The organism is Shouchella oshimensis (assembly GCF_004375095.1).
GTDB classification, from domain to species: domain Bacteria; phylum Bacillota; class Bacilli; order Bacillales; family Bacillaceae_D; genus Shouchella; species Shouchella oshimensis.
On the sequence record NZ_SNUX01000002.1, the window covers coordinates 800,659 to 821,666 of the forward strand.

Annotated in this window: 17 protein-coding genes; 14 read left to right on the forward strand and 3 right to left on the reverse strand. The window is 41.0% G+C overall.

The window, feature by feature from the left end; translation table 11 throughout:
- Positions 1 to 66: 66 nt before the first annotated feature.
- The 5 genes from E2L03_RS09975 to E2L03_RS09995 are packed head-to-tail and all read left to right on the forward strand — an operon-like array spanning position 67 to position 6,318.
- Positions 67 to 891: a citryl-CoA lyase gene (locus E2L03_RS09975; protein WP_134259106.1), complete on the forward strand. Its 825-nt coding sequence runs from the start codon at positions 67 to 69 to the stop codon at positions 889 to 891.
- Positions 891 to 2,333, forward strand: coding sequence for an aldehyde dehydrogenase family protein (locus tag E2L03_RS09980; protein ID WP_055735720.1), 1,443 nt, complete (start codon positions 891 to 893; stop codon positions 2,331 to 2,333). Before E2L03_RS09975 ends, E2L03_RS09980 begins: the two co-directional genes overlap by 1 nt.
- Positions 2,334 to 2,346: 13 nt before the next feature.
- On the forward strand, positions 2,347 to 3,342 hold the full coding sequence (locus E2L03_RS09985; RefSeq protein WP_243839520.1) for a zinc-dependent alcohol dehydrogenase: 996 nt from the start codon (positions 2,347 to 2,349) through the stop codon (positions 3,340 to 3,342).
- A complete protein-coding gene (locus tag E2L03_RS09990) occupies positions 3,339 to 5,102 on the forward strand; it encodes a thiamine pyrophosphate-binding protein (RefSeq protein ID WP_134259107.1) in 1,764 nt (587 codons plus the stop codon). The genes E2L03_RS09985 and E2L03_RS09990 overlap by 4 nt, the downstream gene beginning before the upstream one ends.
- A gap of 16 nt (positions 5,103 to 5,118) precedes the next feature.
- The gene (locus tag E2L03_RS09995; protein WP_134259108.1) at positions 5,119 to 6,318 is read left to right on the forward strand and encodes a CaiB/BaiF CoA transferase family protein; all 1,200 of its coding nucleotides are present in this window, start codon (positions 5,119 to 5,121) and stop codon (positions 6,316 to 6,318) included.
- 98 nt (positions 6,319 to 6,416) lie between these two features.
- Here the strand turns inward: E2L03_RS09995 and E2L03_RS10000 are convergent, their stop codons facing one another.
- Entirely contained in the window at positions 6,417 to 7,700 is a 1,284-nt protein-coding gene (locus tag E2L03_RS10000; protein WP_055735604.1) for an ArgE/DapE family deacylase, read from the reverse strand.
- A gap of 100 nt (positions 7,701 to 7,800) precedes the next feature.
- Entirely contained in the window at positions 7,801 to 9,549 is a 1,749-nt protein-coding gene (locus E2L03_RS10005) for a glycoside hydrolase family 13 protein (RefSeq protein WP_134259109.1), read from the reverse strand.
- 208 nt (positions 9,550 to 9,757) lie between these two features.
- On the opposite strand from E2L03_RS10005, the gene E2L03_RS10010 reads away from it, so the two are divergent.
- The 5 genes from E2L03_RS10010 (at position 9,758) to E2L03_RS10030 (ending at position 15,946) form a co-directional block, all read left to right on the forward strand.
- Positions 9,758 to 11,014, forward strand: coding sequence for a sugar ABC transporter substrate-binding protein (locus tag E2L03_RS10010; RefSeq protein ID WP_038477384.1), 1,257 nt, complete (start codon positions 9,758 to 9,760; stop codon positions 11,012 to 11,014).
- On the forward strand, positions 11,011 to 12,291 hold the full coding sequence (locus tag E2L03_RS10015; protein WP_038477387.1) for a sugar ABC transporter permease: 1,281 nt from the start codon (positions 11,011 to 11,013) through the stop codon (positions 12,289 to 12,291). The genes E2L03_RS10010 and E2L03_RS10015 overlap by 4 nt, the downstream gene beginning before the upstream one ends.
- Before the next feature lie 3 nt (positions 12,292 to 12,294).
- Positions 12,295 to 13,137: a sugar ABC transporter permease gene (locus E2L03_RS10020; RefSeq protein ID WP_035393052.1), complete on the forward strand. Its 843-nt coding sequence runs from the start codon at positions 12,295 to 12,297 to the stop codon at positions 13,135 to 13,137.
- A 77-nt stretch (positions 13,138 to 13,214) separates the two neighbouring features.
- Positions 13,215 to 14,867 (forward strand): glycoside hydrolase family 13 protein, encoded by a 1,653-nt coding sequence (locus E2L03_RS10025; protein WP_134259110.1) that lies wholly within the window; start codon positions 13,215 to 13,217, stop codon positions 14,865 to 14,867.
- A 38-nt stretch (positions 14,868 to 14,905) separates the two neighbouring features.
- Positions 14,906 to 15,946, forward strand: a complete 1,041-nt coding sequence (locus tag E2L03_RS10030) for a LacI family DNA-binding transcriptional regulator (protein ID WP_038477393.1) — start codon at positions 14,906 to 14,908, stop codon at positions 15,944 to 15,946.
- Positions 15,947 to 15,962: 16 nt separating this feature from the next.
- Here E2L03_RS10030 and spoIIP read toward each other — a convergent pair whose 3' ends face one another.
- On the reverse strand, positions 15,963 to 17,054 hold the full coding sequence (gene spoIIP / locus E2L03_RS10035; protein WP_134259111.1) for a stage II sporulation protein P: 1,092 nt from the start codon (positions 17,052 to 17,054) through the stop codon (positions 15,963 to 15,965).
- 158 nt (positions 17,055 to 17,212) lie between these two features.
- Here spoIIP and E2L03_RS10040 point away from each other — a divergent pair, with 158 nt between their 5' ends.
- The 4 genes from E2L03_RS10040 (at position 17,213) to E2L03_RS10055 (ending at position 20,960) form a co-directional block, all read left to right on the forward strand.
- On the forward strand, positions 17,213 to 18,559 hold the full coding sequence (locus tag E2L03_RS10040; RefSeq protein ID WP_124741494.1) for a TrkH family potassium uptake protein: 1,347 nt from the start codon (positions 17,213 to 17,215) through the stop codon (positions 18,557 to 18,559).
- Between the two features lie 15 nt (positions 18,560 to 18,574).
- Entirely contained in the window at positions 18,575 to 19,240 is a 666-nt protein-coding gene (locus E2L03_RS10045; protein WP_038477398.1) for a potassium channel family protein, read from the forward strand.
- 129 nt (positions 19,241 to 19,369) lie between these two features.
- Positions 19,370 to 19,636: a hypothetical protein gene (locus E2L03_RS10050; protein WP_166740265.1), complete on the forward strand. Its 267-nt coding sequence runs from the start codon at positions 19,370 to 19,372 to the stop codon at positions 19,634 to 19,636.
- Between the two features lie 169 nt (positions 19,637 to 19,805).
- Entirely contained in the window at positions 19,806 to 20,960 is a 1,155-nt protein-coding gene (locus E2L03_RS10055; protein WP_134259113.1) for a DUF418 domain-containing protein, read from the forward strand.
- The last annotated feature ends 48 nt before the right edge of the window (positions 20,961 to 21,008 follow it).

Here is a 21,008-nt window from a genome sequence, read left to right on the forward strand (position 1 = left end):
GGTATGATACACTTATACTTGTATACAAGTATAATCTAAAAATTTAGTAAAAAAGGTTGTGAGGATATGGCAGGACGGAGCGCATTAGAAACGTATAAAAAAGGTGGCGCTTGGTGGGAAACGGAGATTAGCGATTGTAAGAAAAACAGCATTATCATTAGAGGCAAAAGAGTAGAAGACTTAATTGGAAATGTGACCTACAGCCAAATGCTCTATTTTCTTCTGGTCGGTGAAGAGTTAAGCGAACGTAAAGCTACATTGTTTGAAAGCGTTCTTGTTGCTGGCTCTGATCATGGTCCGCGTGCGCCATCCATTGCAGCGGCGAGAATGGCTGCTACATGTGGCGTTACATTTAATTCGGCAGTTGCGACAGGGATAAATATGCTTGGTGATGTGCATGGTGGTGCGGTGGAAGGGGCTATGTCCATTTTGTATGCTACAAAGGAGGCAGTTGACGAAGGACGGGGAAGCGTTACAGAAGAGCTAGATCGACTTTTACAAGCAGGAAAAAAACTGCCCGGCTTTGGACATCAATTGCATGATGACGATCCGAGGGTGAAGCGACTTATTGAATTGTCTCAATTATTGATTGAGGAAGGTGATATTTCAGGGGTGTACTTACGCTTGTTAGAAGACTTCCGTCAAATCATATCTCATCGAAAGAAACGTACCCTTACGATTAACGTTGATGGTATTTCAGCAGCCATTCAGTGTGAGCTAGGTGTACCATCTGAAGCAGCAAAAGGAATTTTTGCTTTATCAAGAGGCATGGGATTTGTTGCTCATGCGTATGAGGAATTACAAAAAGGCACGTTAATAAAAGGACCTTGTCCGAATGGAGAAGCTCTTGTGCGCTATACAGGTAAGAGCGCAAGGGAGGAAGGAGAATGATGACAGTGAAATCTGCACAGTCGTTTATAGATGGACAATGGGGTGCGACCTTAGAAGATCAAGGTGTAGAAGTAAGAAGCCCTTATTCAAACGAATTAATTGGCTATCAATACGAGACAAATGAACAAGGCGTAGAAGAAGCACTTGCTTCGGCATTTCGATATAAGAATGAGTTGAAGAAACTAGAAGCCGTTGATCGTTCTGCCATTCTTTATAAAGCGGCAACGTTAATGGAAGAGCGTCAAGAAGCGTTTGCTCAATTAATTTCTTTAGAAGTAGGAAAAGCGTTAAAAAATACCCGAGATGAAGTGGGGCGTTCAATAGAAACCCTCATTCAGTCAGCAGAAGAAGCAAAGCGCCAGTTTGGTGAAACGATTCCAGGCGGTGCATCTTCAAGAGGGAAAGGTTCGACTGCGCTTACATTCCGTGTGCCAGTTGGGGTGATAGCAGCAATTACGCCATTTAACGCACCGTTAAATTTAATTTGCCACAAAATTGGTCCAAGCTTTGCTGCAGGCAACGTAACCATATTAAAACCTGCACCACAAGCACCTTTTATTGCGAAAGCATTTGTAGAGCTACTGCTTGAAGCTGGTATGCCGAGTAAAGCCATTCAAATGGTGCTCGGGGGGAGAGAAATAGGCGAAATCATTGTTGCCGACTCTCGAACAAATCTTGTTTCGTTCACAGGTAGTGTGCCTGCAGGCCAACAAATTAGTAAGCTAGCTGGGATGAAAAAAGTGTTAGTAGAACTTGGTGGAAATGCTGGCACGATTGTCCACGAAGATGCGGATATAGAGCGGGCAGCAACCCTTGCAACAAAAACTGCTTTTAGTAACTCAGGTCAAAGTTGTATTTCTGTGCAGCGTGTCTATGTACATGAATCGGTCTTCCAGAAATTTAGCGAAAAGGTAAAAGAAAAAACAGAAGCTCTTCATGTAGGAGATCCTCTTGAGGAGAAAACGGATATCGGCTGTGTTGTATCAAAGGAAACAGCTAAACGTATTACGAGCTGGGTAAAGGAGGCTGTTGCTGACGGTGCTGATATTCTTTACGGTGGGTCTGCAAATGGAGCACAGGTACAACCGACGATTCTTGTCAATCCAAAGAAAGAAAGCAAAGTAGTTTGCCAAGAAGTCTTCGGCCCGGTGGTTAGTTTAATACCTTATCGTGACGTAGAGTGGGCCATTCATGAGGTTAATGAGTCAGCGTTCGGTTTGCAAGCGGGGGTGTTTACCCAGTCGTTAACAGTTGTAAGAAAAGTTGTTCAAACCCTTGATATGGGAGGCATCGTCGTAAATGGAACCTCAAATTTCCGTTTGGATCATTGGCCGTATGGAGGCGTTAAGCAGAGCGGAATCGGTCGGGAGGGTCCTCGCTTTGCCATTGAAGAAATGAGTGAAACGAAGATGGTTGTTCTACAAGATTTTTTAACACTATAAGGAGAGATGTACGGTGAAAGAGATCTACTTAGATCAACCACAAGTCATGCACGTTCGCGATGCTTTGCCACTTCCGTTATTACAAGATGGAGAAGTCAGAATAAAACTCCTTTATGGAGGCATTTGTGGATCGGATCTATCTGTTTTTAAAGGGAGATTACCGCACGCCCAGTATCCATTGCGTCCCGGTCATGAGGTAGTCGGTGAGGTAATAGAAAGTCGAGCAAGCCATATAAACGAAGGTAAGCGTGTCGTGATTACGCCAAACACGTTTTGCGGAAAGTGTGAGTTTTGTTTAAAAGGGAAGCCGAATATTTGTCTAGAGAAACAATCAATTGGCATTACATGTGACGGTGGATTTGCAGAAGAGCTTCATATTCATTCTCGTTATTGCCTACCCATACCTGATGAATTATCAAATGAAGCTGCTGTTCTCATCGAGCCTTTATCCGTCATTGTCCATGGTATGAAACAAATTACAATTCAGCCAGGTATGAGCGTACTAGTTGTCGGGTGTGGTACGGAAGGGTTACTTGCAGCTGCCTTAGCAAGACATGTTGGTGGAGAAGTGACAGCAATTGATATAAATGCAAGCAAGTTAGCTATGTTAAGAAGCTTTCATGATATGACGCTAGGTCATCCAATGGATATAGCAGGCAATCAATATGATGTTGTTATTGAAGCAGCTGGAACGAAACAATCAGTAGAATCGTGCTTCTCGCTTTTGAAGCCTGGAGGTGAGCTATTGCTCATTGGCATTACGCCAGAAGCAACAATACCGGTAGCGCAAGTTGTAAGAAAAGAGCAAAAAATAGTCGGAAGCATTATTTATGAATTTCCAACCGATTTCCAAACAAGCGTGACGTATCTTCTGGACGAACAGTTTGATCCAACGGTCTTTATATCAAAAATAAAACCGTTTTATGAATATGAAGAAGCGTATCAGATGGCGTTAAGCGGGAATTACGCCAAAATCGTATTACAATTTAAAGGAGCTGCTGTCTCATGAAGAAACTAGTATCTGAACAACTTGTAACGTATTTAGAGAGTCGTGGTGTAGAGTACGTTTTTGGTTTATGTGGACATACGAATATTGCCGTTTTAGCTGAACTTGATAAGAGTCCCATTACATTTATTAATGTGCGCCACGAACAAATTGCGTCTCACGCGGCTGATGGTTATGCACGAGCAAAGCGGAAAACATCTGTGGTTCTCAGTCACTTAGGTCCGGGCTTAACAAATGCGGCTACAGGTGTAGCCAATGCTGCCCTTGATTCCATTCCGATGGTCGTTATTGCCGGAGATGTGCCTAGTCATTACTACGGCAAGCATCCACATCAAGAGGTGAATATGCATGCTGATGGCGCACAATGGGAGATTTATCGGCCGTTCGTTAAGCGTGCATGGCGTGTGGATCGGGAAGACTTATTCCCGGAAATTATTCAAAAAGCATTCCAACTAGCAGAAAGTGGTCGGCCTGGACCTGTTCTTGTATCGGTTCCGATGGACATCTTCTCAAAAGAAGTTGATGAAGAGAAGTTTGCTCTATTAAAGCACCACACTCAAGTGGTTGAGAAACCTGCATTAGATGAAGAAACGGCTGAACGGATTGTTGAAACGTTAGCCAATGCAGAACGTCCTGTTATTTATGCAGGTGGAGGCGTGGTTTTATCCCAAGCTGAAGAAGAGTTAAGAGAATTTGTTGAGCATATGAATATTCCAGTTGCCCACTCGTTAATGGGGAAAGGTGTTTTACCTGATGACCATCCGTTAACAGTAGGGATGACAGGTTTTTGGGGAACGACATTTATTAATGATCAAACAAAGAATGCGGACTACTTATTTGGTATGGGGACACGTTTTTCAGAAGCAGATTCAAGCTCTTGGTATCAGAATGTCACGTTCAATTTTCCGAAAACAAAATTAATCCATATCGATATTGATCCAAGTGAGATTGGCCGAAATTATCCAGTCGAAATTGGTGCAGTAGCAGATTTGAAGCGTGCTCTTGTTGCTTTGAATCGAGTTGCGAAACAATTGTATCCAAATGGAATGGATCGCAATGAGAAGCTAAAAGAAGACATTCAAGAATATCGAAAGTCATTACGCGCTTCAATTCATGAAAATGTAACCAGCGATGCTTTCCCAATGAAACCGGAACGAATTTTAGCTGATGTACGTGAAGTGTTACCACGAGATGCTTATATTACAACAGACGTCGGTTGGAATAAAAATGGTGTTGGACAGCAGTTTCCAATTTATACACCAGGCTCGATTCTAACGCCAGGTGGCTATGCAACAATGGGATTTGGATCTGCCGCCGCACTAGGAGCGAAACTTGCACAACCAAATAAAGTAGTTGTTTCCCTTATTGGCGATGGTGGATTTGGTCAAAATCCGTCTGTGCTTGCAACAGCTGTAGAAGAGAATATCCCTGTTGTATGGGTGGTCATGAATAATAGCGCATACGGAACGATTGCTGGTTTAGAGATGGCACATTATGACACAACATACGGCACGTTGTTTAAGAAAGACGGCGAGAGCTACACACCTAATTTTGCCGAAATCGCAAAAGGCTTTGGTGTAAAAGGAGTAAAAATCACGTCTGCCGCTGAATTTAAGCATGAACTGAAGGCTGCGATTGAAGCAAACGAACCAGTCGTTCTTGATGTAGCAATGCGGAACGAGCCAGTACCAACTGATGGACAATGGAACATTAATGATATTTATTCACCTTATAGTAAAAAGTCCCACGTCAGTATTCCATAAAATAATAGAGGAGTGTATGAGAATGAGAACACCATTAGAGGGCGTTAAAGTACTTGACGTCTCCACAATGATTGCCGCTCCTTATGGAACTGCCCTACTTGGAGATTTTGGAGCTGATGTGTTAAAAGTGGAGATTCCAGGCAGAGGAGACACATCGAGAAGTGTGGGACCCTTTAAAGGGGATGAACCGCTTCGATGGCCTGGCTTGTCACGTAATAAGAAATCGTTAACTCTTGATCTTCATCAAGAAGAAGGAGTAAGGATTTTAAAGAAGTTAGCTGTAACGCATGATATTCTCGTTGAAAATTTTCGACCGGGAACATTAGAGAAATGGGGAGTTGGCTATGGTGTGCTGAAAGAACTAAACCCAAACTTAATTATGATTCGGGTTTCTGGGTATGGGCAAACAGGTCCTTACAAGAGTAAAGCTGGATTTGGAACACCTGCGACAGCGTTTAGTGGGTATACGTATTTACAAGGATTCACTGATCGACATCCAGTTAGTCCTCCTTTTTCATTAACCGATTACATTTGTGGAATATATGTAGCGTTTGCCGCGGTAACCGCTCTTTATCACCGTGATGCCCACGAAAACGGGGAAGGACAAATGGTTGATATTGCCCTTTACGAGACCGTTTTTCGGATGATGGAATTTCTTATAGCAGAATATGACCAGCTAGAGAAAGTACGTGAGCGTGCGCCTGGATTGGCAGGTCATTCTTCCCCCTCTGGAACGTTCCAAACGAAGGACGGTCACTGGGTTGTCCTCGTAACAAGTACAGATACAACGTTTAACCGTTTGGCAAAAGCGATGGATCGTGAAGATATGCTAACAGATCCGCGCTATCATACGAATGCCTGTAGACTAGAACATAACGATGAAACGAACGGAATTGTGGAGAAGTGGATTCAAGCGCAGGAGCGAGAATCCTTGCTTGAAAAACTGGACCATTTCGGTGTTCCAATAAGTCCCGTTATGAGTATTGCTGATATAGTTGAAAATGAACAGTATAAAGCGAGAGAGAACATTGTCGAAGTAAAGCATCCTCGTTTAGGTTCAATTAAAGTACCAGGCATTGTACCGAAGTTTGAAAAAACACCGGGGAGTATTCGATCCATTGCACCAGACCTTGGTGAAAATAATGAAAGTGTTTTACTGGAGCTTGGTTTTTCTAAAGAAGACATTAAAACGTTAGAACAAAAAAACGTGATTTAACGAATACCCACTTTATTTACTAACGGCAGCTTAAAACTGTACACATTTAAGGGTTTACGAAAAACAGGATGTGCGCCATTAGGGCCCATCCTGTTTTATTATTTTTTTTCAACGCCACACCAATTAGCTAAAAAAGTGGCATACACTTTTGTCACATCTTTTATGCTGTTTAAATCAACCCATTCATTGACTTCGTGAAATTGACCGCCAACCGGTCCATAACAAATCGTATCGATGTCGTAATAAAGCTGAAAGTGGCGTGCGTCTGTTGTAGACGGAAGTGTACGTCGCGTTGGTTTCGTTTTTGTCACACGTTCGTGAGCTGCATCCAGTTCTTGAAACAATGGAGAAGTGTCATCGCTTAACGTACCTTCGGCATGAAAGCCGTAGAAGTCAATAGTTGGTGGATTTTCTTTAAACCATATGTCATTCTTCGTCTCTTGCTTAATCCAGTCGAGTAATTCTTGTTTTCGTTCACTAATCTGTTCCCCGGGTAGTAAAGCGACGCGCCCTTCTATCGTGGCATGTACCGGTTCATTTGAAGCAAAATCGCCAGCTGTTACTTTACCAATATTTAAATCGATTGGATTATCTTGATCGGAAAAGGCAAGATGAGAGCGAGTTTGGTTCAAATAGCGTTCAAATGCCATTAGCGAAGATGTAATGGTATGAAGTTTTTCAATAACGTTTGTTTGGGTTTGCTTATATTCATCTTTTTTTATGGTACGTAAAGAAATTTCAAACCAAAGCGCTCCCACTTGACCAACAGATGCTTGTAAGCCAAACGGTTCTGGGATAAGCGCAGCATCGGCAGTATAGCCAGCTTCGAGGGCTGCTAAAGCACCATTTCCTGTGCGCTCTTCGTCAGGAACGACTTGGATCATAAAGTCATTTTTAGGCATATAGCCACATTCAATAACAGCACGATAGGCAAAAATCATAGCGGCAATGCCGCCTTTCATGTCCGCACTTCCCCGCCCGTAAAGGCGTCCGTCTTTTTCAAATGGTTCCCAAGGTGAAGAATCCCATTCTGTGGCAGGTTCAGCACTGACAACATCAGCGTGACCTTGGAAAATAAGGGTTTTCCCTTCTGAGGGGTTAATTCCCTTATGGGTACCAATAACAATATCACTGTACTCATATGTCCACTTTGGTGGAGAGTAACCGGGATGTTTTTCAATCTGTTGAATGGCTGGTGTAAATCGATCAACCTGTAATTTTAATTTCGTCGTTAAATAATCCGCTAAAAAGAGCTGTAAGCGGTGTTCTTTTCCACTTAAAGAAGGGAAGCGAATCATTGTTTTTAAAAATTCAAGCTCTTCTTGCCATAACTCCTCCACTTTGTGGTTAAGTTGTTCGTGTAGTGAACGCGAATCGACCATTTCAGTTAGTATCCCCTTTATATTTGAACGTTATCATTTGTTTCATACGTGTAAAAAAACTTGCCAGCGCATTCATACGCTTGGCAAGTTAATAAAGCAATTATGATGTGCGCTTTAATTGTAACACGCGGAAGCTTTCTTGTTCTAATAAGAAGGTGGTCGAACAAGCTTTTTCAGTAAAAAGATCCATCCATTGCTCTTGGTTTTCCTTAGGAAGTGTAATCGACTTGGTTTCTAAACTACGGTTGAATACGAAATATAAGGTTTCATCAGCTGTAGATGTTTGATAGTGAAGTACTGCTGGGTCGTCAGATTGATGAAAGAAAAGCTCGTCATACGTGCCAAATGCAGGATGATGTTTTCTTAATGCGATCAGTTGTGTTAGAAAAGCAAGCATGTCTTTGTCTTGCTTTGCTTCATCCCATATCATGCAAGCCCGACAGCCTGGGTCGTTTTCTCCAGCCATGCCAATCTCATCTCCGTAGTAAATACAAGGGGAGCCAGGGAATGAAAATAAAAGGGCGTACTGTAGCTTCACTAACGCTTTATTTTCTTTGCTAGTCGTTAAGATTCGTGCTGTATCATGACTGTCGAGCATATTAAATTGAACGGCGTTGACGGACGCTGGGTAGCTCATTAAATGTTTGGTTAACGCAACTTGTGCGTCGTGACTTGATTGTTGGTGTAAAGCATATCCCTGTATGGCATCCGTTAAAGGATAGTTCATAACCGCATCAAATTGATCCCCTTGTAACCACGGACTTGATTGATGCCAAATTTCCCCGAGAATATAAACGTCTTTTTTCAAATTCTTTACTTCGTTTCGAAACGAACGCCAGAAGTCATGATCAACTTCATTGGCAACATCCAGTCTCCATCCATCAATATCAAACTCTTCAACCCAATACGATGCCACTTTCAAGAGATATTGTCGCACATCTGGGTGTTTCGTGTTTAGTTTAGGCATAGAGGATACAAACGCAAATGTCTCATAGTTAGGACGGTCTCCATCTGGTTGAAGTGGGAGCTCAAAAGGATGAAACCAGTCTTTGTAACGCGAGTTTTCCCCGTGCTGTAACACATCTTGAAATGGAGCAAAATAATACCCACTATGGTTAAAAACGGCGTCAAGCATCACGCGAATGCCTCGTTTGTGACTTTCTTGAATAAGTGTGCGAAGCGTGTCTTCATCGCCAAAATGAGGATCAATAGATAAGTAATCAATCGTATCGTATTTATGATTTGAAAACGCTTCAAAAATAGGCGTGAAATAAATACCAGTAATACCTAGTTGCTGTAAGTAATCTAGATGCTGAATAACGCCGTCTAAGTCACCGCCAAAGAAGGTGTCTGGTTTTGGTGGTTCACTCCCCCATGGTAATGTCGTATCTGGGTCGCGAGAAGGGTTTCCATTTGCAAAACGTTCAGGGAAAATTTGATACCAGACTGTGTTTTGTACCCATGGAGGGGGTGAAAAAACTTCTGTATCATGTGCATAAGGAAGACAGAAATAGGCAGAAATCTCAGCAGGACGCTCGGTATAAAACCCACGTTCAGTATAGAATAAAGTCTCTGTCTCTGTTTTAATTTTAAATCCGTAGCGCATACGAGAATACGGCATAGAAACGCTCGTAGACCAATAGTCATACAGGTCATCGGTTTGAAGAAGCTTCATTTCTGTTTGTGTTGCTTGCCAGCTACCGTCTTTCCAATCGTAGGGATCTCCGTGAATAATAGTCACGTTTACACCTTCCCCTTTTGGCGTTTGTATTCGAATAATCGCTTCATGAGACGATGTTAAATAAAGATGGTGGTGTTGTTGTGTATGAATAATGCCAGTTCGATTCATCCTATACCTCCTGCTTGTTTTTAGTAAATCATATAGTTGATTTAGGATCTGTGTCAATCTTTTTTGCAAACGATTTCCTAATAGAAAATTTATATATTGCCTATTGGTGAAATTAGCCGTATACTATGGATGTAAATTGATATGTAAACGGTTTAACTTTTTATGCAAACGTTTGCCTTTGTTAACGATAGAGTAGGGGGGATTTAAGATGAAAAAATGGCAGTATCCAATTAGTGCAATAGCAGTTCTTGCCTTGTTCAGTGCATGTGGCCCTGATCGAGAAGGGGTTTTGGAAGAGCTTGAAACGGAACCAGCTACAGAAGAAAATAAACCAGAATCACTTCATATATGGGTTAATGATGATGAACGTGAACTTGTTGCCTATCGCGAAATTGGTGATAATTTTGAAGAAGAGACTGGAATCGAAGTGCGAATTACGCCGTTTGGTATGGGTGATCAGTTAGAAGCAATGTCGCTAGATGCACCTGCTGGTGGAGGGCCTGATTTATTTTATCAGCCAAACGATATGGTTGGAAGTATCACACTCCAAGGGTTGGCAGCTGATATCGAGTTGACTCCTGAGCAAGAGGCTGGTTATTTAGAAGGAACGTTGGATGCGCTTACGTATGAAGGGGAGCTTGCTGGCGTTCCTGCTGCTGTGGAGACCTATGCTTTGTTTTATAATACAGATATTCTTTCCGAACCACCTACAACGATAGAAGAGCTCGAAGCCATAGGGGAGGAATATACAAATGCAGGAACAAATGAATTCGGTTTTCTATTAGAGTCGAAGGAGATGTACTTTGCTTATCCATTCTACGATGCATACGGGGGGTACATTTTTGCTGAAGATGGTGGCGATTACGATACCCTTGATTTAGGCTTAGCCAACGATGGTGCCGTTGAAGGTGGAGAAGTCTTGCAACGGTTTCACCAAGAAGGGTATTTGCCTCAAAATCTCAATGCAGATATTTTAAACGGATTGTTTCTAGATGGTAGCGTTGGAGCAGTCTTTTCAGGGCCATGGAATATTGCTGAATACGGAGAAAATCTTGGAGATTCATTAAAAACAGCTCCACTTCCAACGGTTAATGGAAATCCGATGCGCTCACTTGGCGGTGTAAAAGCGTGGATGGTTAATGGGTATAGTGATCACATTAGTTGGGCAACAGAATTAGCTGTATTTATGACAAATGATGAAAGCGCTCAAATTTTCTTTGAGCATAAAAGGGAGATTCCAGCACGAGCAGAAGTGAACCTAGATGATGAGCTTTATGAGGGGTTCCAAGAACAGTTAGAACATGCTTATTTCATGCCTAATGTTCCAGAGGTTTCAGCGGTTTGGGGGCCAATGGGGGATGCGAATGTTTTTATATCTCAAGGACATGATGTAAGAGAAGTATTAGAAGAAACCGTGGAACTAATTAATGATGAAATACAAATTATGGGGGCTGGTCGAGAATGAAAGAAGTAGCGCCGATGAAAAATCACAACCCCAAACTAGCTGGCATTCTGTCTATTGTGCCTGGCATTGGACAACTATATAATCGTCAATGGTTAAAGGGGAGTTTACTTCTCCTTATTACGGCTGCGTTTATTTTTGTGTTTTACGATATTTTTAATATGGGCTTTTGGGGGTTATTTACCCTCGGCACATTAGATGGCGTTGATGATTCTCGGGTTTTAATTGGACAAGGAATAGTCGCTGTCTTTCTAACGGTATTTGCAGTAATTATGGTGTTGTTAACGATGAAAGATGCTCGTCGTGTCGCGAAGATGCGAGTGGAAGGAGAGGCGATTCCGTCTTTACGTGAGAGAACGAAGCATTCCTGGGATAAAGGGTTTCCGTACTTACTTGTATTGCCAGGCTTAGCATTACTATTACTTGCGGTGGTATTTCCGCTTCTTTATATGATTATACTTGCGTTTACGGATTACAATTTGTTCAATTCCCCACCGAGAAATGTTTTGAACTGGGTTGGTTTTCAAAACTTTATTGATTTAGCAACAATTCCAATTTGGCGTCAAACGTTTATCTCAGTACTATCGTGGACGATCGTTTGGACCGTTGTGGCAACCACTCTTCAAATTGCGCTTGCGCTTTTTCTTGCAGTGATTGTGAATGACAAGCGTATTAAGTATAAAAAACTTATTCGTACCGTACTTATTTTACCTTGGGCTGTCCCGAGTTTCGTTACGATTCTTATCTTTGCTGCTATGTTTAATGATGGATTTGGTGCTATTAACAGCGATCTTTTTGTGCCGTTGTTTGACTTTGCAGTGCCGTGGTTGTCTGATCCTTTCTACACGAGAATTGCGTTAATTATGATTCAAGTGTGGCTCGGCTTTCCATTTGTTTTTGCACTCTTTACTGGTATTTTACAAAGTGTATCTGATGACTGGTATGAAGCAGCTGATATGGATGGAGCAAGTCGTGTACAGAAGTTTCGGTTTATCACGCTACCACACGTCTTATTTGCAACAGCGCCACTATTAATTATGCAGTATGCTGGTAACTTTAATAACTTTAATCTTATTTATCTATTTAATGAGGGTGGACCACCAGTACGAGGGCAAAGTGCAGGAAGCACCGACATTTTAATTTCGTGGGTGTACAGCCTTGCATTTGAAAACTCTCAATATAGTATGGCTGCAGCAATCTCCATTATTATTGGAATTCTCGTCGCGCTTTTTGCCGTCTTCCAATTCCGTCGCAGCGCGTCATTCAAGGAGGACAGATAAATCATGAATCTTAAAACAAAGTCTAAAATCGAAGTCTTTCTTATGTATGCGTTTATCTTCTTTATGTTCGTAATTATTGCATACCCTTTACTATGGACGATTGGTTTATCCCTTAGTCCAGGAACGAATATCTATGGAGCAAGTTTGTTACCGGAAAATTGGTCATTAGAAAACTATCGTTGGTTATTTTTTGATGAACAAAGTCAATACACAACATGGTATATGAACTCGTTGTTTGTTGCTACGATTACATCCATTTTATCAACTATTGTTGTTTGTTTTACGGCTTATGCATTTTCACGCTATCAATTCGTCGGCAAGAAAAACGGTTTGTATCTGTTCCTTGTATTGCAAATCTTCCCAGTAATTATGGCCATGGTAGCCATTTATGTATTGTTAAATACAATTGGGTTGCTTGACAGTTTATGGGGATTAATCCTTATCTATGTTGGTGGGTCCATACCGATGAATGCGTTCTTAGTAAAAGGTTACTTTGATACATTACCAAAAGAATTGGATGAATCAGCTAAGCTGGATGGTGCAGGGCATTTTCGGATTTTCTTCCAAATTGTTTTACCACTTGCCAAGCCCATTTTAGCGGTTGTTGCTTTATTTAACTTTATGAATCCTTTAATGGACTTTATTTTACCTAGAATTGTTTTAAGAAGTCCGGAAAATTATACATTAGCACTCGGTTTGTTTAATTTCGTAAGCGATCAATTTGCAACAAACTTTACCCGATTTGCGGCTGGAGCGGTATTAATCGCTGTACCGATTTCCATCGTATTCTTATTCTTGCAGCGCTACCTCATTTCTGGACTAGCGTCAGGTGCAACAAAAGGATAATAAAAATTCAAGAAGGTGCAGAATGATTTTGCACCTTTTTCTACACAAAGAGAGAAAGTAGATAGGAGTCGATTAACATGTCCAAGCAATGGTGGAAAGAAGCTGTATGCTATCAAGTGTATCCTCGTAGTTTCTATGATGCGAATGGAGACGGAATAGGAGATTTAAGAGGTGTCATTGAAAAACTAGATTATTTGCAGTGGATGGGAATTGATGTTATTTGGATGAGTCCAATGTACGACTCGCCCAATGATGACAATGGCTATGACATTCGAAATTACAAAGAAATTATGGCAGAGTTCGGAACAATGGCTGACTTTGATGAGTTGTTAGAGCAAGTGCATGCGAGAGGGATGAAGCTTATCATTGATCTTGTCATCAATCATACGTCTGATGAGCACGAATGGTTTGTAGAATCTCGTTCTTCAAAAGAAAGTGAAAAAAGAGACTGGTATATTTGGCGTGACGCTAAGGAAGATGGAAGTGAGCCGAATAACTGGGCGTCCATCTTTAATGGATCTGCTTGGCAGTGGGACGAAAAAACAGAGCAATATTACATGCATATTTTCTCCACAAAGCAGCCTGATGTAAACTGGGAAAACAAAGATGTGCGCACAGCTCTTTATGAGACGATGAACTGGTGGATGGATAAAGGAATTGATGGTTTCCGTGTTGATGCAATTAGTCATATTAAAAAAGTAGACGGTTTCCCAGACCTACCAAACCCAAATGAAGAGCGCTATGTAGAATCCTTCGATGGTCATATGAATCGTCCAGGTATTCATGATTATTTGCAAGAAATGAAAGAAAACACACTTGATCATTACGATGTTTTTACAGTTGGTGAAGCAAATGGCGTTCGAATGGAAAATCCTGAAGACGTGGCAGCATGGGTTGGGGAGCAAAACGGTGTTTTTAATATGGTGTTTCAATTTGAACATCTTGGACTATGGAACAAAGAGAATGAACAGAAGTTAGATGTTCCTGCTGTGAAAGAAGCACTGTCTAAGTGGCAATATGGTCTTGAAGGTGTTGGCTGGAACGCTTTGTTTATTGAAAATCATGATCAGACTCGGGTTGTATCTTCTTGGGGAAATGATAAGGAATATTGGAAACGCTGTGCAAAAGCGCTTGGTACCATGTATTTCTTCATGAAAGGCACACCGTTTATTTATCAAGGTCAAGAGATTGGAATGACGAATGTTCAATTTGAATCAATTGATGAATACGATGACGTGTCCATGCGTAACTATTATAAACAAGAAATTGAAAAAGGGGTTCCGCATGAAGACATTATGCACGTGATTTGGGAATCGGGACGTGATAATTCCCGAACGCCGTTGCAATGGAATGCATCAAAAAACGGGGGTTTTAGTTCAGCCGATCAAACGTGGATGAAAGTAAACCCGAATTATAAAACCATTAATATTGAAAGTCAGCAGGACGACCCAGACTCCATCTTGCACTACTATGTGAAAATGATTGAAGTTCGTAAACAATTTGATACACTAGTATATGGAAACTATCAACTGCTTAAGACGGCAGATCATATAGTTGCGTATAGTCGAACAAGTCAAGATGAAACATTTTATGTAGTCGTTAATTTATCGGAGAAGGAGCAACCTTTTTCTACCATTAAGAATGCTGAACTTGTTTTATCAAACGTAGATACAGAAGTGAGTGATACACTTAAGCCGTATGAAGCCCGTGTGTTTCGTACAAAGAACTAAGTGTCACAGCTGGACAATGATAAAAGGGATGAAGTCTAGTGAGTACAATTAAAGATGTTGCAAAGTTAGCAGGCGTGGCACCGTCAACCGTTTCTAGGGTGATTGCCGATAGTCCGAAAATAAGTAAACGAACAAAAGAGAGAGTCAAAGAGATAATGGATGAATTAGGTTATTATCCTAATGTTCATGCCCGCAATCTCGTAAATAAAGAAACGAATGTCATTGGTGTTATTATGCCAAGTGCATCCTACGCTCCCTTTCAAAATCCTTTTTTTCCAGAGGTGTTGCGAGGTATTACAGCGCAAGCGAATAAAGATAAATATGGCTTATATTTATCAACTGGACAAACAGAAGAAGGGATTATGGAGGAAGTAAAGGAAATGGTATATAGCCGTCGTGTTGACGGTATTATCTTATTGTACTCTACTACGTCTGATCCAATTATTCCTTTCTTACTTAGAGAGAAATTTCCATTTGTTGTGATCGGTCGTCCACCAGAAGACTATGCAGACGTTGTCTCTTATGTAAATAACGATAATGTGAAAGCGGCTAAAATGCTAACTGAGTATGTGTTGCTATTAAAACATGAACGCATTGGCTTTATTGGTGGAAGAAAAGATGCTTATGTCACACTTGATCATAAGCATGGATACGAGCAAGCACTAAAGACAGCTGGTATTGATATTAATCCGATGTACTTTGTTTATCATGATGAAGTGTTTGAAGGTGGGGAACAAGCGGTTATCGAATTAATGGCGCAAGCAACACCACCGACAGCTCTTGTTGTAGCAGATGATCTTATGGCTCTAGGTGTCTTGCGAATGTTAACGAGTATGGGTTACCGTGTACCAGAAGATATATCTGTCGTCAGCTTCAACAATGTACTCATGTCAGAGCTTTCGGCACCACCATTAACAACGATGGACATCTTTATTTATGAATTAGGCTTTCAAGCGGCAACCCTTGTTCGGGAACAAATTGCCTCACCACCATTGGATGCTCAAGCTAGAATTGTCGGACATAAGCTCGTTCGCCGTTCATCAACAAGTAGAAGAATAACAAAAGAAAGCACGCTTTAAACGGCGTGCTTTCTTTTTATTCACCCATCTTCTCTTTGTAATAATCAGCTAACAAATCTGCTACGGCATCAGCGCTTCGTAAGCTTTCTTCCATTGTATTATCGACTCCACCAAACTCGATCAGCATAGCAGTATTGGCTAAGTCTTGATTGTAAATACCATTCCCCTGTGATTTGTCTTTTGTAAATACGCCACGACTTAAGCCGGGATAGGCTTCTTCAATGCGGTTATGAAGTTCTGTTGCGGCAGCTAGTTGAGCATCTGAATTCGCGTGTGCCGTACCGACAACGAAAAGAATACGGGCGAAGGTTTCATTGTTAATGGTCACTGCTGTGAGATCACGACGAGCAGAGTCGCGATGAAAATCAAGCAGTAAATCGTATTGCTGTGTCTCTAGTTTACCCTCGATTATCTGACGAGAAGCCGAATAATAATTGGTCATACTACGCTCTTGCATGTAGGCATTCATATTGGTTTTGTCTACATCAGCAACAATTCCATGGGTGGAGAGCCTGTCCGCAAAGTGTTTCCCAACGTTAATGATGTTTAAATCAGGATTGCTGGAAATGGCTTGATCCGCATTTTCGGCACCTTCTAATCCTAATTCTGGTAAAAATGATTCATAGCTGTGTGTATGATAGATGAAAACAGATGGATCGGTATGTTCAGATTCTTGTTCAGGCGATTCTTCTTCATTTGTATGTTCTTTTGCGAGTTCTGCTAATGCTTCTTCAGGGGGCAACGTTTCTCTTGGCATATTGGTAACATCTGTTCCTTGTCCCGCAACAGCAATGGTTGTATCAAATGCCGCCATAGCTGGAATTCCTTGTGAAAGCAATGAGAGAGGATGACTGAAGTCTAAACTTGTTGCGGTTGATACCATAACGTTGCTTAACGATTTTGCTTTAAATTCAGGAGGGAGTGCTTCTTTAAAAATAGGATTTTCAAGTGAAATCAAATGGAGTAAATCAACGCCTTCTAAAGGCGATATAATCGTATTCAGTCCACGGTTATACCAGGTTTGATTTGTTGCTAGAATGCTAATAATAAGAAGTGTGGATAGAAGCATAATAGAAATACTTCCTAACCATTTAAGGACTACGTTCACAACACAATCACCTTCCTCTACTTTACTCTATGAAACTAACAATTAAATTAGCACAAAATAAAAAGAGAAGAGGCATTGGAAATTTTTTATTGCAATCCTGATAGGTTAAGCCTAGTATAAGACGTATCTTTTATCGTGAACGAAAATGAGGAGTCTATATGAACCGAAAAAAAAGTAATCCCTTTCGTGTAATTCTCTTCGCTTATTTACTTTCCATGTTCGTATTTAGTGTTCTGTTTTATTTGCCTATGTTTCATGAACCTGGTGTTTCGTTGACGTATCGTGATGCATTATTTACGTCTGTTAGTGCAGTGAGCGTAACGGGCCTAGTGACCATTAATGTGGTCGAAACGTTTAACTGGGGTGGGATACTCATTCTCTCGCTTGCTATTCAACTAGGTGGAATTGGTATTATGACACTTGCCACTTTTGCTTGGATGATGCTGGGAAGACGAATTAATCTTTCACAGCGTTTGTTGATCATTGTCGACCAAAACCGAGTACAAAACCAGTTTTCCGGTCTTGTTCGTCTAATGAGCAGTCTTATAGTTATTGCACTATGTATTGAAGGAGCAGGCGCCCTTATATTAGGGACCTACTATTTACGTTTCTTTGACGAACCCTTTGAAGCTTACTTACAAGGTGCCTTTGCCTCGTTAAGTGCTTTTACAAACGCTGGTTTTGATGTAACAGGTCAATCGCTAGCTCCATTTGTGGATGATTACTTTGTGCAATGTATAACCATTTTACTTGTGTTTGCGGGTTCAATTGGCTTTCCAGTTATTTTAGAATGTATTGAATACATAAAGAGCCGAAAACGCACATTTAAATTTAGCTTATTTACGAAACTAACGACAACGACGTATTTTCTTGTGTTTGTAATTGGAGCCTTTGGGATCTGGTTTTTAGAGAGAGACTTAGCGTTTGCTACTTTAAGCTGGCACGAACAGCTATCACAAGCAGTCTTTTTTTCGGCAACAACAAGAAGCGCAGGTCTATCCACAGTTGATTTAGCTGCATTTCACATCCCTGTTCTCTTATTCATGTCGCTATTAATGATGATCGGAGCAAGTCCATCAAGTGTTGGCGGAGGCATCCGAACAACGACATTAGCGGTGATGGCCCTTACATTACGAAGCTTTGCCATGGGAAAAAAACATGTGCACGTATTTGGCCGGAGAATTCATGAAGAAGACCAACAAAAGTCATTCGTGGTGCTATCCATTTTTACAGGTCTTTTGTTTCTAGCCATTTTGCTTATTATGACTTTTGAACAAGACACACCGGTTACACTGCTGCAAGTCTTAGTTGAAACGGCTTCGGCATTTGGAACGTGTGGCTTATCTTTAGGGATCACATCTGAGTTGTCCTTACCAAGTCAAGTTGTACTAATGGTCTTAATGGTAATTGGACGAGTGGGAATTATCGCAGTCCTATTCTCATTTAAGGGCGATAGAAAAGGAGAACAGTATCAATATTCTACAGAACGGATCTTAATTGGATAATAAGGAAAGGAGTGGATGGAGTTGCGAAAAAAACAATTTTTAGTCATTGGTCTCGGTCGGTTTGGAACGAGCGTATCAAGAGAACTCTATAAACATGGGCATGATGTTGTTGCGGTTGATTCAGATGAAGAACGAGTAGAAGATGCAGACGGATTTACAAGCCGAGCCATTATCGCTGATACCACCCATGAAAAAACGTTGCGCTCTCTTGAGCCGGAAAGTTACGACGCCGTCATTGTTGCCATTGGAGATCATATTCAAGAGAGTATTTTAACGACTCTTTTGTTGAAAGAACTAGGCGTTCAGAAGTTATGGGTAAAAGCACGTAACCAACAACATCATCGCGTCCTTGAGAAAATTGGCGCAGATCGCATCATTCATCCGGAGCTAGATATGGGGATACGCATTGCCCACAGCTTAGATTCCGACAAAGTCATTGACTATGTGGAAATTTCGGTGGATCACAGTATTGTCGAACTTGTCGCCACAAAAAAAATCGCTGGAAAAACGTTGGCGAAATTAAATATACGTAAGCGCTACAAGTGTAATGTGCTTGGCATAAAATCAGGCGAAAACCTGACCATTACGCCAATGCCGGACGATATGCTGAGCGCAGGAGATGTGTTGATTGTTTTAGGAGGCAATCGTGATTTGAAAAAGCTTGAATCGGATTTGTTATAAGGTGGGGCGAGAAAAAAAGAAAGACATTCGATAGTGGATGTCTTTTTGATTGTCGTTTACTAACTTGGTAGGGACATAGATTTCAATGTTACCGTGTAGTAAAGTGAACTTTACGTTACTAAGGGGCAGGTGGCAGTGGCATTAATGGCGTTAGGGATGAATCAGCTATTGATGGTTTACCTATCCCCTCACTTATTCCCAAAGGATGAACGGGCAAAAACAATAATAGGAAAATCGATGGTGGTGAATTATTTCGTTCTCTTCAGTAGCATCGTTTTGTTATTTTTTGTAGCCGGATTTAGTGGGATTCATTGGGACGCCCAACAAGTTTTACTCTTTTTAGCGTCTATTTTGTTGGTAAGGATTCCATCGACGATGGTTTTTTATGCAAGATGAATCTAAGTAGGGCTAATGAAATTCTTCCTGAATGCACACTAGTTGTGACAGCTGTCATGTGAATGAAGTGACATCGATGAATAGGGAATGAAGGGAAACATTTGTAAACTAAGATCAGCGACATCGTGTAGAGTGAAGTACAAATAAACGGTGTGCAAGGAGCTTAGGGATGGAACAAAGTGAAAAGCGAATTCGTTTGATAGACGTCTTAAGAGGTTTTGCCATTATTGGCACATTAGGAACGAATAGTTGGTTGTTTGCTCAACCGGGAAATCTTCTTGGTGTCTTTGTAAACGCAAATTGGTGGGAGGATATACAGTCTTTCTTACAGGCGTCTCTTTCTGTGTTTGTAAATGGGAAGTTTCTAAGTCTGCTGACAATTTTATTTGGAATAGGCCTAGAGTTAAAATACCGTAAAACAAAAAAAGACGAATTACCATGGATACCGTTGTATCTATGGACGATGGCTCTCCTCTTTATTGATGGTTTTTTGCACTTTGTTTTTGTTTTTGAATACGATGTGCTCATGAGTTACGCCCTCACAGGAGGAATCGTAGCGTTCATGATAAGTAAGCGTGAAAAGCTTCTAAAGAAGATAATGATGATAACCGGATTCATGCATCTTTTTGGTGTGGTGTTGGTGTCGATTCTCTGGTTTTTTATTTTAAAAGATGATTCATTTCTTTTTGAAATGGAGCGTATGGGTGAAGAGATAAGCTCAGTCTATCAGAATCAATCCTATTGGCAACAAGTCCACTATCGCGTGGTTCATTTTATAGAATTGCGAGCGGAAGCCATTCTGATTCTTTTTATGAATATCACACTGTATTTAGTTGGCATTCACTTGTATCGCGCAGGTGCTTTTTTAAACAATGAACGTGGAAGAGTCATCCGTAAGAAACTAATGATCTATGGTTTGGGGATAGGAATACCCTTAAATTTATTGGCGCTTGTGTCAGGTGGTTATTTTGACCTTGCTACGAGGTATATCTTTGCCCCTGTTTTAGCATTAGGATATATTGGACTGTTTGCTTGGGTTCTTCATAAAAAGATGGTCCCGTGGATCATGAAGCGTTTTGAAGCTATAGGAAAAACAGCATTAAGCTGTTATATCTTACAAAACATTGTCGCATCTCTTATGTTTTATGGTTGGGGTTTCAATCTTGCCCCCGTTTCTTCTGTCTATGTTGTGCTTCTATGTTGGTTGTTCATAACAATAGTTATGATGGTAGCAGCAGAGCTATTTGTTACATATTTAGGAACGGGACCTTTGGAGTATGTATGGAAAAAACTATCGTCTGCTCCGTTTAAAAATAGAGATTAGCCCTCAGTAAAAAGTAACGTAATCACGTTTCTATTATCGCGTGCAGTA